General features: G+C 61.2%; 16 protein-coding genes. 14 read left to right on the top strand and 2 right to left on the bottom strand.

The window, feature by feature from the left end; all coding sequences use genetic code 11:
- The first annotated feature begins 80 nt into the window (after window positions 1-80).
- Window positions 81-326, top strand: coding sequence for a TIGR04438 family Trp-rich protein (locus tag AC097N_RS09555; RefSeq protein WP_479580722.1), 246 nt, complete (start codon window positions 81-83; stop codon window positions 324-326).
- A gap of 99 nt (window positions 327-425) precedes the next feature.
- On the opposite strand, the gene ilvD is transcribed toward AC097N_RS09555, so the two are convergent.
- Window positions 426-2,120: a dihydroxy-acid dehydratase gene (ilvD, locus tag AC097N_RS09550; RefSeq protein ID WP_479580721.1), complete on the bottom strand. Its 1,695-nt coding sequence runs from the start codon at window positions 2,118-2,120 to the stop codon at window positions 426-428.
- Window positions 2,121-2,225: 105 nt separating this feature from the next.
- On the opposite strand from ilvD, the gene AC097N_RS09545 reads away from it, so the two are divergent.
- From AC097N_RS09545 to AC097N_RS09515, 7 genes are all read left to right on the top strand, one after another.
- Entirely contained in the window at window positions 2,226-3,203 is a 978-nt protein-coding gene (locus AC097N_RS09545; RefSeq protein ID WP_479580720.1) for a LysR family transcriptional regulator, read from the top strand.
- 51 nt (window positions 3,204-3,254) lie between these two features.
- Window positions 3,255-4,064, top strand: coding sequence for a prolipoprotein diacylglyceryl transferase (lgt, locus tag AC097N_RS09540; RefSeq protein ID WP_479580719.1), 810 nt, complete (start codon window positions 3,255-3,257; stop codon window positions 4,062-4,064).
- 136 nt (window positions 4,065-4,200) lie between these two features.
- Entirely contained in the window at window positions 4,201-4,869 is a 669-nt protein-coding gene (locus tag AC097N_RS09535; protein WP_479580718.1) for a GntR family transcriptional regulator, read from the top strand.
- Window positions 4,866-6,350: a malonyl-CoA decarboxylase gene (locus AC097N_RS09530; RefSeq protein ID WP_479580717.1), complete on the top strand. Its 1,485-nt coding sequence runs from the start codon at window positions 4,866-4,868 to the stop codon at window positions 6,348-6,350. The genes AC097N_RS09535 and AC097N_RS09530 overlap by 4 nt, the downstream gene beginning before the upstream one ends.
- A gap of 41 nt (window positions 6,351-6,391) precedes the next feature.
- Window positions 6,392-7,387, top strand: a complete 996-nt coding sequence (locus AC097N_RS09525; protein ID WP_479580716.1) for a Bug family tripartite tricarboxylate transporter substrate binding protein — start codon at window positions 6,392-6,394, stop codon at window positions 7,385-7,387.
- 16 nt (window positions 7,388-7,403) lie between these two features.
- Window positions 7,404-8,204 carry an enoyl-CoA hydratase/isomerase family protein gene (locus tag AC097N_RS09520; RefSeq protein ID WP_479580715.1) on the top strand — a complete coding sequence of 267 codons (801 nt, stop codon included), beginning with the start codon at window positions 7,404-7,406 and terminating at the stop codon, window positions 8,202-8,204.
- A gap of 12 nt (window positions 8,205-8,216) precedes the next feature.
- Entirely contained in the window at window positions 8,217-9,770 is a 1,554-nt protein-coding gene (locus tag AC097N_RS09515) for a malonate--CoA ligase (RefSeq protein WP_479580714.1), read from the top strand.
- A gap of 72 nt (window positions 9,771-9,842) precedes the next feature.
- Here the strand turns inward: AC097N_RS09515 and AC097N_RS09510 are convergent, their stop codons facing one another.
- Entirely contained in the window at window positions 9,843-10,286 is a 444-nt protein-coding gene (locus AC097N_RS09510) for a universal stress protein (protein ID WP_479580713.1), read from the bottom strand.
- Between the two features lie 105 nt (window positions 10,287-10,391).
- Here AC097N_RS09510 and AC097N_RS09505 point away from each other — a divergent pair, with 105 nt between their 5' ends.
- The 6 genes from AC097N_RS09505 to ccoP all read left to right on the top strand — a co-directional run bounded on the left by AC097N_RS09505 (window position 10,392) and on the right by ccoP (window position 16,153).
- Window positions 10,392-12,746, top strand: coding sequence for a heavy metal translocating P-type ATPase (locus AC097N_RS09505; protein WP_479580712.1), 2,355 nt, complete (start codon window positions 10,392-10,394; stop codon window positions 12,744-12,746).
- Window positions 12,746-12,883 (top strand): cbb3-type cytochrome oxidase assembly protein CcoS, encoded by a 138-nt coding sequence (ccoS, locus tag AC097N_RS09500; RefSeq protein ID WP_296501875.1) that lies wholly within the window; start codon window positions 12,746-12,748, stop codon window positions 12,881-12,883. The genes AC097N_RS09505 and ccoS overlap by 1 nt, the downstream gene beginning before the upstream one ends.
- A gap of 87 nt (window positions 12,884-12,970) precedes the next feature.
- Complete coding sequence (ccoN, locus tag AC097N_RS09495) at window positions 12,971-14,413, top strand: cytochrome-c oxidase, cbb3-type subunit I (RefSeq protein WP_479580711.1); 1,443 nt, start codon at window positions 12,971-12,973, stop codon at window positions 14,411-14,413.
- Between the two features lie 13 nt (window positions 14,414-14,426).
- Window positions 14,427-15,053 (top strand): cytochrome-c oxidase, cbb3-type subunit II, encoded by a 627-nt coding sequence (gene ccoO, locus AC097N_RS09490; protein ID WP_479580710.1) that lies wholly within the window; start codon window positions 14,427-14,429, stop codon window positions 15,051-15,053.
- Window positions 15,054-15,067: 14 nt separating this feature from the next.
- Window positions 15,068-15,211: a cbb3-type cytochrome oxidase subunit 3 gene (locus tag AC097N_RS09485; RefSeq protein WP_479580709.1), complete on the top strand. Its 144-nt coding sequence runs from the start codon at window positions 15,068-15,070 to the stop codon at window positions 15,209-15,211.
- A 24-nt stretch (window positions 15,212-15,235) separates the two neighbouring features.
- On the top strand, window positions 15,236-16,153 hold the full coding sequence (gene ccoP, locus AC097N_RS09480; protein WP_479580708.1) for a cytochrome-c oxidase, cbb3-type subunit III: 918 nt from the start codon (window positions 15,236-15,238) through the stop codon (window positions 16,151-16,153).
- Window positions 16,154-16,176 lie beyond the last annotated feature (23 nt).

Here is a 16,176-nt window from a genome sequence, read left to right as displayed (position 1 = left end):
ACAGTCAATTAACGCAATTGTAGGGACGATGGTTGACCCGGTGCAGCCCATCGTCAGTCTTGAAAAACGAGGAGATGGACATGTATTTTCTGGGATTGGGTCTGGTGTTGCTGGCACTGAAGTACCTTGAAATTGGCCCGGTGGCGCTGTGGAGCTGGTGGCTGGTCATGGCGCCATTTGGTCTGGCCGTGGCCTGGTGGGCGTGGGCTGACTCAACCGGTTACACAAAAAAGAAGGCGATGGAGCGCGAAGATGCACGTCGCCAGCTTCGCATTGATCGAAACCGCGAAGCCATGGGGGTACCTGCGCCGAAGAAGCGTCGCTGAACAAAACATCAAGCAAAACGCTGAACAAAAAAAGCCCGCGCAGTCTGACTGCGCGGGCTTTTTTCATGGACTGACTTGAACTGACTTGGCGCGTCAGGTTCAATAGTTGTCGAGCACCGCGCCCTTGCTGGCGGTGGAAGCATTGAACGCAAACTTGGCCTGCACGCCACGGGTGTAGCGCGGTGCGGGCGCCGTCCAGGCGGCGCGGCGCTTGGCGATTTCTTCGTCGCTCACATTGAGTTGCAACAGCAATTGATGGGCGTCGATGGTGATCGAGTCACCTTCCTGAATGAAGGCGATGGTGCCGCCCACAGCGGCTTCGGGCGCCACGTGACCGACCACCATGCCCCAGGTGCCGCCCGAGAAACGGCCGTCGGTGATCAAACCCACCGACTCGCCCAGGCCTTGACCGACCAGCGCACCGGTGGGCGCCAGCATTTCGGGCATGCCCGGGCCGCCCTTGGGGCCCAGGTAGCGCAGCACCATCACGTCGCCCGCCACAATCTTGCCCGCCAGAATGGCGGCCAGGCCGGACTGCTCGTCCTCAAACACCCGGGCCGGGCCGGTCATGACCGGGTTTTTCAGACCGGTGATCTTGGCGACGCAGCCCTCAGGCGACAGGTTGCCTTTGAGAATCGCGAGGTGACCTTGCTGGTACATCGGGTTGCTCAGGGGCCGAATGACATCCTGGTCGGCGCGGGGCGCATCGGGGATGTCTTTGAGCACTTCGGCAATGGTCTGGCCGGTGATGGTGATGCAGTCGCCGTGCAGCAAACCGGCGGACAGCAAGGTCTTCATGACTTGCGGAATGCCACCGGCGCGGTGCAGGTCGACGGCCAGGTAGTCTCCGCTGGGTTTTAGATTGCACAGCACGGGCGTCTTTTGGCGCACGCGCTCAAAGTCGTCAATCGTCCATTCCACGCCCGCCGCGTGGGCAATGGCCAGGAAGTGCAGCACAGCGTTGGTGGAGCCACCGGTGGCCATGATGACGGCCACGGCGTTCTCAATCGACTTGCGGGTCACGATGTCGCGTGGTTTGATGTCTTTTTTGATGGCTTCAACCAGCACCCGGGCTGACTCTTTGGCCGAGTCAACCTTTTCTTCGTGCGGGTTGGCCATAGTGCTGGAGAAAGGCAGGGAGATGCCCAGCGCCTCGAACGCCGAGCTCATGGTGTTGGCCGTGTACATGCCGCCGCAGGAGCCGGTGCCGGGGATGGCGCGTTTTTCAATTTCCAGCAGATCTTCGTCGCTCATGCGGCCGGCGGCATTTTCGCCTACGGCTTCAAACACGCTCACGATGTTGAGGTCTTTGCCTTTGTAATGGCCGGGCAGGATGGTGCCGCCGTACACAAAGATGGCGGGCACGTTGGCGCGCAACATGCCCATCAGGCCGCCGGGCATGTTTTTGTCGCAACCACCGACCACCAGCACGCCGTCCATCCACTGGCCCTGCACGCTGGTCTCGATGCAGTCGGAAATCACCTCACGGCTGACCAGCGAGTACTTCATGCCCTCAGTACCCATGGCCATGCCATCCGAAATGGTGGGCGTGCCGAACACCTGGGCGTTGCCGCCTGCGGCTTCAATCGCATCAATGGCCGCATCGGCGAGCTTTTGCAGGCCGCTGTTGCAGGGCGTGATGGTGCTGTGACCGTTGGCCACGCCAATCATGGGCTTCTTGAAGTCTTCGGCCTCGTAACCCATGGCGTAGTACATGGAACGGTTGGGCGCGCGGGACTTGCCCTCGGTGATGTTCTTGCTGCGCGGGTTCATGATGATCGGTTTGATGTCCATGGGAGCTCTCGGTTGAATGGGGTTGCAGTGGGCTGGGCAGGAGTATGCGCCGGGCTATTATGTTGTTCCAATATATTTTTCAATGCCTATTAATATGTTTTTCATATGAATGAGTCGCAACCCGCCGGGCTTTTGCCGCCGCTGCCCCCCGTCACGCAGCACTTGATTGAGCTGCGCCTGTGGCGCCAGTTTGTGGCCGTGGCCGAGGAGCTGCATTTTGGCCACGCCGCCACCCGCCTGCACATGACCCAACCGCCGTTGACGCAGGCCATCGCCCAGCTGGAAAACCTGCTCGGCGCACGCCTGTTTGACCGGACCAAGCGCAGCGTGCGCCTCACCGCCACAGGCGAGGCGCTGTTGCCGGCCGTCCTGGACCTGCTGGCGCGGGCCCAGGCCTTGCCGGTGCTGGCACGCGCCGCCGCCGCCGGTGAGGTCGGGCACCTGCGGCTGGCCTTTGTGTCCACCGTGGGTTATGCGCTGCTGCCCCAATGGGTGCGGGCGTTTCGGGGGGAGCATCCCAAGGTGCAGCTTGACCTGCTGGAGGCCACCGGCGACCTGCAGTTGCTCGGGCTGGACCGCAGCGAGATGGACGCAGGCTTCATGCTGCATGCGCCGGGCTTCTCGCCGGTGGGGCTGGCGCGGCTGGTGGTGACGCAAGAGCCGCTGGTGCTGGCGCTGCCGGAACAGCACCCTTTGGTGAGTCGGCCGGTGCTGGCCTTGAGCGACGTGCTGGCCGAGCCGCTGGTCATCTTCCCCCGGCGCATCGTGCCCTCTTTGTACGACGCGATCTTCGGGCTTTACCATGCGGCGGGCTGCCTGCCGCTGGTGGCGCAAGAGGCGATTCAGATGCAGACCATCGTGAACCTGGTGTCTGCCGGTCTGGGCGTGGCCTGGGTGCCTGACAGCGTTCGGCAGTTCCAGCGCTCCGGCGTGGTGTACCGTGAGGTGTTGCCCTGGCCGGTGCCCGATGGGGGTCCGGTCCGGGGCATTCCCGGCTGCGAAACCAGCCTGATCTGGCGACAGGACGATGCCAATCCGACGCTGGCGCGGTTTGTTGCCTTTGCCCGGGCGCGGCTCCCTTAACGCTCTGGCCTGCCTCTTTGGGATCATGCACTTGCGTGCACAATGCCGTCCATGCTGATCCATCCTCAAATCAATCCGGTTGCCCTGCAACTCGGTCCCATGGCCGTGCACTGGTACGGGCTCACCTATCTGGCCGCCTTTGGCCTCTTCATGCTGCTGGGCATTCGCCGTCTGCGGCACCAGCCGTTTGCCTCGGTCCAAGGCGCCGGGGCGTGGTCGCGCCAGGACGTGGAAGACATTCTGTTCATGGGGGTGATGGGCGTGGTGCTGGGCGGGCGCATAGGCTACTGCCTGTTTTACAAACCGCTCTATTACCTGGCGCACCCGCTGGAGGTGTTTGCCGTCTGGCAGGGCGGCATGAGTTTTCATGGCGGCATGCTCGGCGTGATCGTGGCCATGATCTGGTTTGCCCGTTCGCGCGGCAAGCCCTGGCTGCAGGTGGCCGACTTTGTGGCGCCCTGTGTGCCCACAGGCCTGGCCGCGGGGCGCGTGGGCAACTTCATCAATGGCGAGTTGTGGGGCCGCGTGAGCAGCCCGGACCTGCCCTGGGGCATGGTGTTTCGGGGCGCGGGGGACTTGCCGCGCCATCCGTCACAGGTTTACCAGTTCTTGATGGAGGGGCTGCTGCTGTTCGTGTTGCTGTGGCTGTATGCGCGCAAGGAACGCAAAGAGGGGCAGGTGTCGGCTATGTTCCTGCTGGGCTACGGCGTGTTCCGGTTCATTGCCGAATTTTTCCGCGAGCCCGACGCGCACCTGGGTATGTTGTCGCTTGGCATGAGCATGGGACAGTGGCTGTGCGTGCCGATGATCGTGGGGGGCATCGGCCTGTGGTGGTGGGCGCGGAAGCACCAGACACGCTGATTTTGTCGGCAGCCCCCGGGTTTGTCCCGGGGTCAAAGTTCTTGTGGATTGGCATTTTATTCATCATAATTATCGGTAATTATGATGAATATCGCAGGCGCCATCGCCAGCCACCACCCTTAACCGCAGACCCACCATGCGCCTGGTTCACAACTCCCTGCACGATGAAGTGGCCGAAGTGCTGCGCAATCAAATCTTTGCGGGCACGCTGGCACCCGGCAGCTTCATTGACGAAGCGGGCCTGTGCAGCAGCCTGAAAATCTCGCGCACCCCCTTGCGTGAGGCGCTCAAGGTACTCAGCGCCGAAGGTCTGGTGCGCCACGAGCCGCGCCGCGGCAGTTTTGTGAACGAGGTCACCGAGCAGGATCTGGACGAGATATTTCCGGTGATTGCCCTGCTGGAAGGACGCTGCGCTTTTGAGGCGGCGCGTAATGCCAGCGACGGCGACATTGCGGCGCTGGACGAATTGCATGCCCGCCTGCAGGAGCACGCGCAGGCCAAACGCATCAACGACTATTACGCGACCAACTTCACCATCCATGAGGCCATCATTACCCTGGCCAACAACCGCTGGCTGGCGCAGGTGATTGCCGATTTGCGCAAGATCCTCAAGCTCGCGCGGTTGCAGCAGTTGCATGCGCCGGGGCGGCTGGAGCAAAGCCTGAACGAACACATGGCGATTTACGCCGCCCTGCGGGCGCGCGACTGCGAAGGCGCAGACGCGGCCATGCGTACCCACCTCACGCGACAGCGTGAGGCCCTGCGCGAACTGGCGCGTCATCAAAAAAGCAGGTTGCTGGCATGAACACCACCGAATGGATCAGTCGTAAAGTTGCCCAAATGCTGCCTGCATCGGCTCATAAGCCAAAAGAGGCTGCAGCCCCCGTGGAGCTTGCGCAGGCAGCTACTAATTCAATAGCATCTCCGGTGGATGGCAAACCGGCCAGCCGCTCCACGCGCGAGCGCCTCTCGGGCACCCTGCGCCACAAGGAAGAAGCGCTCTCGCCGCGGGTATTGCGCCGCACACTGACCGAGCTGCAGGCCGTGGTGGACAGTCACATCAGTGAGGCCGAGGGTGGCCTGCGGGCCAAAGGGGTGGCGCGCTGGTATGCGGCGGCCACGCCTGAGCAGCGGCGCGACTGCTGGCTGCTAATGAGTGAGCAGTTTGTGGCCGACCCCGATATCGTCAAACGCGCGCAGGCCAAGTTTGCGGCCGCGGTGGGCACGCCCGATGAGGCCGCGGCCGAGGTGCAGTACCGCCGCGCCACCGTGTCGCCCCGGCGGCGCCTGCTGCAGCGCTTCAGTGCGTTTCCCGAAGGCATCCGGTTCCTGGTCGATCTGCGGGCCGAGATCCTGCCGCACCTCAGGTCCGACAAACGGCTGCAGGCGCTAGATGTCGAGATGGAGTACATGTTTTCCACCTGGTTTGATGTGGGTTTTCTGGAGCTGCGCCGCATCAGCTGGGACTCGCCCGCGTCCCTGATCGAAAAACTGATCAAGTACGAAGCGGTGCACGACATCAAGAGCTGGGCCGATGTGAAGAACCGGCTCGACTCGGACCGCCGCTGCTACGGCTTCTTTCATCCGCGCCTGCCGGATGATCCCCTGATCTTTGTTGAAGTGGCCCTGATCAACAGCATGGCCGACAGCATCACGCCCTTGCTGGACGAGTCCGCCGATGCGGTGGACGTGAGCAAGGCCACGACCGCCATTTTTTACTCCATCAGCAACACCCAGGTGGGCCTGCGTGGCGTCAGCTTTGGCGACTCGCTGATCAAGCGGGTGGTGGAAACGCTCAAGGCGGAGTTTCCCCGGCTCAAGACCTTTGCCACGCTGTCCCCGATTCCCGGCTTTCGCGCCTGGCTGGGCAAAAATACCGCCGCGATGCTCGACAAGCTCGATGCCCCGGCACGTGAAGCACTCAGTCGCGCGCTGGATGGGGCTGCGGTCGATACCCCCCGCTTGCTGCAGGCGTTTGACAAGCCGCTGGACCTGGACGCTGCATCGCCCGTGCGCCGCTTGCTGCTGCAGTGCGCCGCCCGCTACCTGGGTCGGGAAATGGCGGGCGACAAGCCGCTGGACCCGGTGGCCCGTTTCCATCTGGGCAACGGTGCCCGGGTTGAGCGGCTCAACTGGGGTGGTGACCCCTCGGCGAAAGGGATCAAGCAGTCCTGCGGCCTGATGGTCAACTACCTCTATGACCTTAAAAGGCTGGACAAGTACCGGGCCCAACTGGCCCAAAACAAGATACCGGCATCAGACGACATTGAAGATTTGTATTTTTGACAGACCGTCAGCGCATTTATCTAAAACAACAGGAGACAGACATGACATTGACAGACAACACCTCACCTTCGCGCCGACAGATGCTGCGCCTGGCGGCCGCCGGGATGGCCAGCGGGCCGTTGCTGGGGCGGGCCCAATCCACCTGGCCCGCCAAACCGGTCACCCTCATCGTGCCTTTTCCCGCAGGCGGGGGCACGGACGCCTTTGCCCGGCCGCTCTCGGCCCAATTTTCAAAACTGACGGGAAAACAACTCATCATTGACAACCGCGGCGGCGCGGGTGGCACGCTGGGCGCCAGCATTGCCGCCAAGGCCCAGCCGGATGGCTACACGCTGTTCATGGGCGCGGTGCACCATGCGATTGCGCCGTCCATGTACCCCAAGCTGGACTACGACATTGAGAAAGACTTTGTGCCGCTGGCGCTGCTGGCCAACGTGCCGCAGGTGCTGGTGGTTAACCCCAAACAAGTGCCCGGTGACTTCAAGGCCTTCATGGACAAGGTGCGCCAGAACCCGGGGCGCCTGAACTACGGGTCTGCGGGCGGCGGCACCTCGCACCATCTGGCTGGCGAGTTGTTCAAGCAGCAAACCAAAACCTTCATCACCCACATTCCTTACCGCGGCGCGGGGCCCGCCCTGCAGGACCTGATGGCGGGCAATGTGGACATGATGTTTGACGGCCTGGGCTCATCGGCCGGGCACATCAAGGGCGGGCGCATCAAGGCGTTGATGGTCTCGGGCGCCAAACGCAATGCCGCGTTTCCGGATGTGCCATGCGCTGCCGAGCTGGGCCTGCCCGACTACACCGTCACCACCTGGTATGGCCTGTGGGCGCCCAAAGGTACACCGGCCGATGTGCAGGCCCGCATCGTGGAAGAGGTGCGCCGGGCTGGCGCCACGGATGAACTGAAGGCCAGCTGGGCCAGCAATGGTGCCGAGTTTGGCTATCAGACCCCCGCGCAGTTCGGCGGCTTTGTCAGCAACGAAATAAAACGCTGGGCTGCGGTGGTCAAAGCCTCCGGCGCCAAGCTGGACTGAGCTGGCCGGATTCAACATGCAAGCAACCATCAGTTTTGAGCAACACGCGGGGCTGGCTCGCGTCACCCTCAGCCACGCCGCCCGTTTCAACGCTATGTCCGTGGTCATGTGGCGTGAGTTGCGCTCTGTTTTCGAGCGCATTCAGCGCAGCACGGACGTGGGCTGTGTGCTCATAGTGGGCGTGAATGGCAACTTCTGCTCGGGCGGTGACATTTCGGAATACGCCAGCTTCCGGTTTCAGGAGGCCACGCTGCATGATTTCCATGAAAACGTGGTTTGGGGTGGCTTGCAGGCCATGCTGAACTGCGATGTGCCCATCGTCGCGCAGATTGAGGGCAATTGCATGGGCGCGGGCGTTGAGATGGCCAGTTGCTGCGACATCCGTCTGGCCAGTGCGCAGGCCCGGTTTGGCGCACCGATCGCCAAGCTGGGTTTCCCGATGGCGCCGCGCGAAGCGGCCCTGGTGGCGCGCGAAACCGGGCTGGGCGTTGCCCGCCAGATGCTGCTGGAGGCGGCCCTTTTCAGCGCTGATGACATGAAAACCTGCGGCTTTCTGAGCCGCGTGCTCGCGCCCGATGCCCTGGCCGCCGAGGCGCAGGCCACCGTGGCGCGCATCCTGGCGCTGGCCCCACAGGCCGCCCGCTTGAATAAACAGACCCTTCGGGCATTAAATAGCCCTGTAGCCCAGGTGGAACGTGCGGATATAGCTATAAATTCAATAGCAATTGATTCCCCCCGTGCCTATGCTTACGCTGACAGTGCGGAACACCGGGAGGGCATTCAGGCCTTTCTGGACAAACGAAAACCGCTGTTTTGAATCCTTAAAAATATGCAAACCCAGAACAACTCCAATATCGCCAACGGCAACCTCTTTGCGGCGCTGCGTGCCGCATTCCCCCAAGACCTGGACAGCGTAGCGGTCGAAACCGACAACGGCCTGTTCTACTCCTGGCGCGACCTGGACCGTGCCACGGCCATGATGGCCAATTTGTTCGATTCGCTGGACCTGCCCGCAGGCGCGCGCATTGCCGTGCAGGTGGAAAAGTCGGTGGAAGCATTGGTGCTGTACCTGGCGACCCTGCGTGCAGGCTTTGTGTTTTTGCCGCTCAACACCGCTTACCAAAGTGCCGAGATCGAGTATTTCATCGGCAATGCGGAACCTGCCGTGGTGGTGTGTGCCCCGAACAATTTTGGTTGGGTCAGCAAGATCGCGTTCACCGCAGGCACCCAATACGTCTTTACCCTGGGGGATGACCGCACCGGTTCCTTGCTGGAGCGGGCGTCGCATTGCGCGGACCAGCATGCAGTGGCCGTCAAACAGCCCGATGACCTGGCCGCCATTTTGTACACCAGCGGCACCACCGGCCGTTCCAAAGGCGCCATGCTGACGCACGGCAATATGCTGAGCAACGCCCTGGTGCTCAAAGACTACTGGGGCTGGCGCAGCGCCGAGGAAGGCGGCGATGTGCTGATTCACGCCTTGCCGATCTTCCATGTGCACGGCCTGTTTGTGGCCATTCACGGCGCGTTGATCAACGGCAGCAAGATGATCTGGCTGAGTAAGTTCGATCCCAAGCTGGTGATCCGAAAAATGCCCGAGGCCACGGTGTTCATGGGCGTCCCCACGCTCTATGTGCGCCTGCTGGCCGAGCCGGGCCTGACGAAAGAGGCCGCCCGTCACATGCGCTTGTTCATTGCAGGCTCTGCGCCTTTGCTGTTGGAGACCTTTCATGAATGGCAGGAACGCACGGGCCACACCATTCTGGAGCGTTACGGCATGAGCGAGACGGCGATGCTCACCTCCAACCCCTACGACGCCGCGCAAGGCGAGCGCCGCGGTGGCACGGTGGGTTTCCCGCTGCCCGGTGTCAGCTTGCGGGTGCAAGACGATGAAGGTCAGGCACTGGCGGTGGGGGAGATCGGTGGCATTCAGGTCAAGGGGCCCAATATTTTCAAGGGTTACTGGCGCCTGCCCGAAAAAACGGCCGAAGAATTCACGGCAGACGGCTACTTCAAAACCGGCGACGTGGGCAAGGTGGACGAACGGGGATACGTCACCATCGTGGGTCGCAGCAAAGACCTCATCATCAGTGGCGGCTACAACGTGTACCCTGCCGAGATTGAGGGCTACATCAACGAGTTGCCCGGCGTGGCCGAGAGCGCCGTGGTGGGCATTCCCCATGCCGATTTTGGCGAGGTGGGCGTCGCGGTGGTTATTGCCAAACCCGGCGCCACCCTGGATCCGGTCGGCATCATCGCCAGCCTGAAATCCAGACTGGCCAACTTCAAGATACCCAAGCAGTGTTTTGTGGTGGACGCACTGCCACGCAATACCATGGGCAAAGTGCAGAAAAATGTTTTGCGCGCCCAATACAGTGCTTAACTGACAAAACGCGTAACTGCCAACACACGCTTATGCACGATTGATGCGGATCTGCCGCCGCTGCAGCCCGATTTACCTTAAAACCAGGACCGGAACGTGAGAGTGGGTCAGCACCTGTTGGGTTTCGCTGCCCAGCAACAGGCGCTTGATGCCGCGGCGACCGTGTGAGGCCATCACGATCAGATCGCATTTGTGTTTTTTGGCCGCGGCAATCACGGCGTCCGACACCAGGTCTGATTTGACGGTGATGGCCTTGGTTTTGACGCCTTTGGCCAGGGCTGTTTTTTGTACCGCATCCACAATGGCCTGGCCGTCTTCGGCCCATTGTTTCTCGACGCGGCTCACCTCGGCCGCCTGCAAGGCCAGGCCACCCTCGAAATAGCTTTGCGGGTAGCGGGGGACCACTTTCAATGCCACCAACTCGGCGCCTGCCAGCGCAGCCAGCGCAATGGCGCTGTTGACCGCTTTTTTGGACAAGGTGGAACCATCGGTGGCGACAAGGATTCGTTGGTACATGAAGTGCTCCTGTTTTGTAAAGACTTTCAGCTTACGTCGGCCTTTCCGGGTGACCTTGATCTTTGTCAAGAAAAATGCAGGTGTCGGCGGTTAACCTCGGGTCCCATGCGCTCCGCCCGTCCCACGTCGACTGACCCGTTCCCGCTCCGTCCTTTGAATTTGGAGTCTACGGGGCGGCTGACGCCTGCCGCCAACGAGCCCGATACGGGCGATCTGCATCTGCTGGATGACCCGCAGGAGTGGTCTGCCTTCAGTCGTCCAGACGCGCAGCGCTCCGATGTGTGGGAGTCCAATGTCCTGATTGAAGGCATGCACTGCGCCGCCTGCGCCTTGACGCTGGAGGACGCGCTCTTGAGTGTGGCCGGTGTGGAGAAGGCCGAGGTCAGCGCGGGCAGCCACCGGGCGCGCGTGGTTTGGTCCGCCGGTGCCGTACGACCGTCGGACTGGATGCGGGCGGTTCAAGTGGCGGGTTACCGCGCTGTACCGGCCAATGACGCCTTTGCCCGCGAGCGCCGCAAGGGTGAGAGTCGCAAGGCCTTGTGGCGCCTGTCTGTGGCGGGGCTGTGCATGATGCAGGTCATGATGTATGCCTACCCGGCTTACGTGGCAGCGCCGGGAGACCTGACGCCTGAGATGGAGCAGTTGCTGCGCTGGGCCTCATGGGTGTTGACCTTGCCGGTGATCCTGTTTTCTTGCGGCCCTTTCTTTGGCAGCGCACTGCGTGATGTGATGGCCCGGCGCATCAGCATGGACTTGCCGGTGGCCCTGGGCATGCTGATCACCTTTGTGGTCAGCACGGTGGGCACCTTTGAGCCGCTGGGTCAGTTTGGACGCGAGGTGTACTTTGACTCGCTGACCATGTTTGTCTTCTTTTTGTTGGCGGGCCGCTGGCTGGAACTGCGCTTGCGCGACCGCACCGCGGGTGCTCTGGAAGCATTGATGAACCGGCTGCCCGACAGCGTCGCCCGGCTGAGGGCTGACGGCACGTTTGAGCGGGTGCCGGTGCGCCGCTTGCTGCCGGGTGACACGATTCGGGTGTTGCCCGGCGAGTCCTTTCCCGCTGATGGCGTGGTCTTGCAAGGCGACACGATGGTCGACGAGGCTTTGCTGACCGGTGAGTCGCGCCCGGTCGCCCGGGGTGTTGGCGGACTGGTGATTGCGGGCAGCCACAACCTGTCGACCTTGGTGCAGGTCCGGGTGGAGCGCACGGGTGCGCAAACCCGTTTCGCCCAAATCGTGGCACTCATGGAGCAGGCCTCCACGACCAAGCCGCCCCTGGCCCGGCTGGCCGACCGCATTGCCAAACCTTTTTTGATCGGTGTCTTGCTGGCGGCAGGGCTGGCCTGTGCCTTTTGGTGGGGCAGGGACCCGGGGCATGCCTTGATGGTGGCGGTGGCGGTGCTTGTGGTGACGTGTCCTTGTGCGCTGTCACTGGCAACGCCGGCCGCCATGCTGGCCGCGGCGGGCCATCTGGCCAGGAGCGGTGTCCTGGTGCGTCGGCTGGAAGCGTTTGAAGCGCTCGCTTCCATTGACACCGTGGTGTTTGACAAGACGGGCACCTTGACCCGTGACGCCATGGTGTTGGGCCAGGTTCAGGTCCGGGCCGGTGTGTCGCCCGTGCAGGCGCTGGGTATGGCGGCGGCCTTGGCGCAGTTTTCATTTCACCCGGTTTCACGTGCCCTGGTGGCTGCAGCGGGGCAGGGCGATCAGTCGCCGTGGCTCTCAGATTCTGTGACAGAGCACACCGGACAAGGGGTCTCGGGCCGGGTATGGCAAGCCGACGCCATGCAGGCAAGCTCGGTTTTGCGGCTGGGATCGGCCGCATTTTGCGGCCTGGAGCCGGTCAAGACGGATGTAGTGCAGGTCAGCCTGAGCGATGCGCAAGGTTGGCTGGCCACATTCGAGTTATCTGAGGACGTGCGTCCTGATGCGCTGGACGCCGTGGCTGCGTTGCAGGCGCAGGGTGTTGCTGTGCATCTGTTGTCGGGTGACAGCATGCAGGCCGCTGCACGCGTCGCCACACGGGTTGGTATTTCCCACTTCCAGGGCCTGTGCACGCCGCAAGACAAGCTTGATTTTTTAAAGTCGGCCCAACGGCAGGGTCATCAGGTGGCCATGGTGGGAGATGGCCTCAATGATGGACCGGTGCTGGCTGGCGCCAACGCCTCGTTTGCCTTCGGGCAGGCGGTGCCCCTCGCTCAGGCCCAGGCCGACTTTGTGGTGCTGGGGGATCAACTCAGCGCTGTGGTGCAGTCTGTCCTGCTGGCACGGCGCACCCTGCGGGTGGTGCGGCAAAACCTGTGGTGGGCGGCCATCTACAACGCCGTGTGTGTGCCACTCGCCGTGGTGGGGTGGTTGCCAGCGTGGCTGGCAGGTCTTGGCATGGCCTTAAGTTCTTTGCTGGTGGTTCTCAATGCCTTGCGGCTGTCAAAGGGCGTCAGTCCTAAAAAGGGTCAGTGATGGACATTCTGTATTTGTTGATTCCGTTGTCGGTCATCCTGGTCTTCTTCATTCTGGGGGGGCTGTGGTGGGCGATATATCGGGGGCAGTTCGAGGATATCGAGTCCGAGGGCGAGCGAATTCTGAAGGATTCATAAGAATTCTCCCGAAGGATTGATTTGGGTCAAATGGACTACGGGTTCGCCATAGGAAACTCGGCATAAATAAACTGAGAAGAGGTGAAAATGATATTTCCCAATACGCTAGCGACCAGCTACAACGACAAGGTCGTGAGGCAGTTCGCCATCATGACCGTGGTGTGGGGCGTGGTCGGCATGCTGGTCGGCGTGATCATCGCTGCCCAACTGGCTTGGCCCGAACTCAACCTCGGCATACCCTGGCTAAGTTATGGCCGATTGCGCCCGTTGCATACCAATGCAGTGATTTTTGCGTTTGGCGGTTGTGGTTTGTTTGCCTCCGCTTATTACGTTGCGCAGCGAACCTGCCATGTGCGGCTTTTTGGCGACAAGCTGGCCGCGTTCACCTTTTGGGGTTGGCAGTTGGTCATTGTGGCTGCGGCCATTTCATTGCCTCTGGGGTACACCCAGGGCAAGGAATACGCGGAGCTGGAGTGGCCGATTGACATCCTGATCACGCTGGTGTGGGTGTCTTTTGCCATTGTGTTTTTCGGCACCATCGGTACCCGCAAGGTTCGCCACATTTATGTGGCCAACTGGTTTTTCGGGGCTTTCATCATTGCTGTGGCCTTACTGCATCTGGTCAACAGTGCAGCCATTCCGGCGGGTGCCATGAAATCTTACTCGGCCTACGCCGGTGTGCAGGATGCCATGGTGCAGTGGTGGTATGGCCACAATGCGGTGGGCTTTTTCCTGACCGCGGGTTTCCTGGGCATGATGTATTACTTCATCCCCAAGCAGGCTGAGCGGCCGGTGTACTCCTACCGCCTGTCGATTGTTCACTTCTGGGCTTTGATTTTCACTTACATGTGGGCGGGTCCTCACCACCTGCACTACACCGCCTTGCCTGACTGGACCCAGTCGGTGGGTATGGTCTTCTCCCTGATCTTGTTGGCCCCCAGCTGGGGCGGCATGATCAACGGCATCATGACCCTGTCGGGTGCCTGGCACAAACTGCGTGATGACCCCATCCTGCGTTTCCTGATCGTGTCCTTGTCCTTCTATGGCATGTCCACGTTCGAAGGCCCGATGATGTCCATCAAGACGGTCAACGCCTTGTCGCACTACACCGACTGGACCGTGGGTCACGTTCACTCCGGTGCTTTAGGCTGGGTTGGTCTGGTGACGATGGGTTCCATGTATTACCTGATTCCCCGCCTGTTTGGTCAGAAGCAGATGTACAGCGTCAAAGCCATTGAAATTCACTTTTGGGCCGCCACGATTGGTATCGTGATTTACATCGCCGCCATGTGGATTGCCGGTGTGATGCAGGGCCTGATGTGGCGCGCCATCAACACGGACGGTACCCTGACCTACACGTTTGTTGAGTCGGTCAAGGCGACTTATCCTTTCTATGTGCTGCGTCTGCTGGGTGGTTTGCTCTATCTCGGCGGCATGATCATCATGCTCTGGAACACACTGAAGACAGTGAGCAACGGCCGCTCTGCCACCGTGAATATCTCGGCCCCGGTTGCACCTGCCCACGCCTGAAAAGGAAAATACCATGGCAAATAACAATACAAGCGGCGGTCTGTCGCACGAAAAAATAGAAACCAACAATTTCTTGATGATCGTCCTGATCTTGCTGGTCCTGCTGGTCGGCGGTTTGGTGGAAATCGTTCCGCTGTTCTTCCAGAAGTCCACGACTGAGCCGGTCAAGGGCCTGATGCCCTACACCGCGCTCCAGTTGGCCGGGCGCGATATCTACACACGGGAAGGTTGCTACAACTGCCACTCTCAAATGATTCGCCCGTTCCGGGCCGAGACACTGCGTTATGGGCACTATTCGGTCGCTGGCGAGTTTGTGTATGACCACCCGTTCCAGTGGGGCAGCAAGCGTACCGGACCGGACCTGCACCGCGTAGGCGGCAAGTACAGCGACCAGTGGCACGCCACCCACCTGAACAACCCGCGTGATCTGGTGCCAGAGTCCAACATGCCCGCATATCCCTGGCTTCTCAAAAACGCTGTGGATGCCGCGTCTGTACCCGGGAACATGAAAGCCTTGCGTACCGTGGGTGTGCCCTATACCGACGAGCAGATAGCAACAGCGGCAGCAGACGTCAAGGGCAAAACCGAAGTGGAGGCCGTCATTGCCTACCTTCAGGTTCTGGGTACCTTGGTCAAGTAAACGGGAGCGTCAAGATGAACTTTGATATCAACACGCTGCGTTCGCTGGCTACGGTCGCCAGCTTCATTACTTTCATCGGCATCATGGTGTGGGCGTATTCCCGTCGCAACGCGGCTGATTTCGAGGAGGCCGCCAATCTTCCTTTCGAGCAAGACTGACGAACCGCACTACAAGGAAAAAAAATGAGCGACTTCACAAGCAATTTCTGGGCGATCTACGTTTCCGGAATTACCGTTGTCAGTATCCTGGCCTGTCTTTTGCTGCTGTGGTTTTCAGGCAAAGCCAAGGCCATGACCGCCAGCGACAACACCACGGGTCATGTGTGGGACGGCGATTTGCGTGAGATGAACAACCCCCTGCCGCGCTGGTGGGCATGGCTGTTCGTGATCACCATCGTCTTTGCCTTTGCTTATCTGGCGCTGTACCCGGGCTTGGGTACCTATGCCGGAAAACTGGGCTGGACGTCGACGGGCCAGCACCAAGCCGAGGTGGACAAGGGCAATGCCGAGGTGGCCCCCTTGTACGCCAAATTTTCCGGCATGAAGCCTGAAGACGTGGCCAAGGACGCACAAGCCATGGCCATTGGTGAGCGTCTGTACATGAACAACTGTGCGCAGTGCCACGCGTCCGATGCGCAGGGCAGCAAAGGCTTTCCCAACTTGACCGATGGCGACTGGTTGCATGGTGGCGCGCCTGAAAAAATCAAGGAAACCATCACTGGCGGCCGTATCGGCATGATGCCCCCGATGGCCGCAGCGGTCGGGACGGCCGACGACGTGAAAAACGTGGCGCAGTATGTGCTGAGCCTGTCGGGTAGCCCCCACGATTCATTGCAGGCGTCGTTGGGCAAGTCCAAGTTCACCGCATGCGCGGCATGCCATGGCATGGATGGCAAAGGCAACCAGGCCCTGGGTGCGCCTAACCTGACGGACGACATCTGGCTGCACGGGTATGGCGAAACCGCCATCATCGCGATGGTCAACGGAGGCAAGACCAATCAGATGCCAGCGCAGGCAGGCAAGCTGACGGAGGCGCAAATCCATGTATTGGCGTCCTATGTGTGGGGACTCTCCAACAAGGGCGTGGCCGCTGCACAGTAAGCGCGTACGGTTAGCGCCATTGA

It is taken from the genome of Rhodoferax sp. LS1R11, from assembly GCF_056521395.1.
This window is presented reverse-complemented; position numbering and strand designations above follow the sequence as displayed.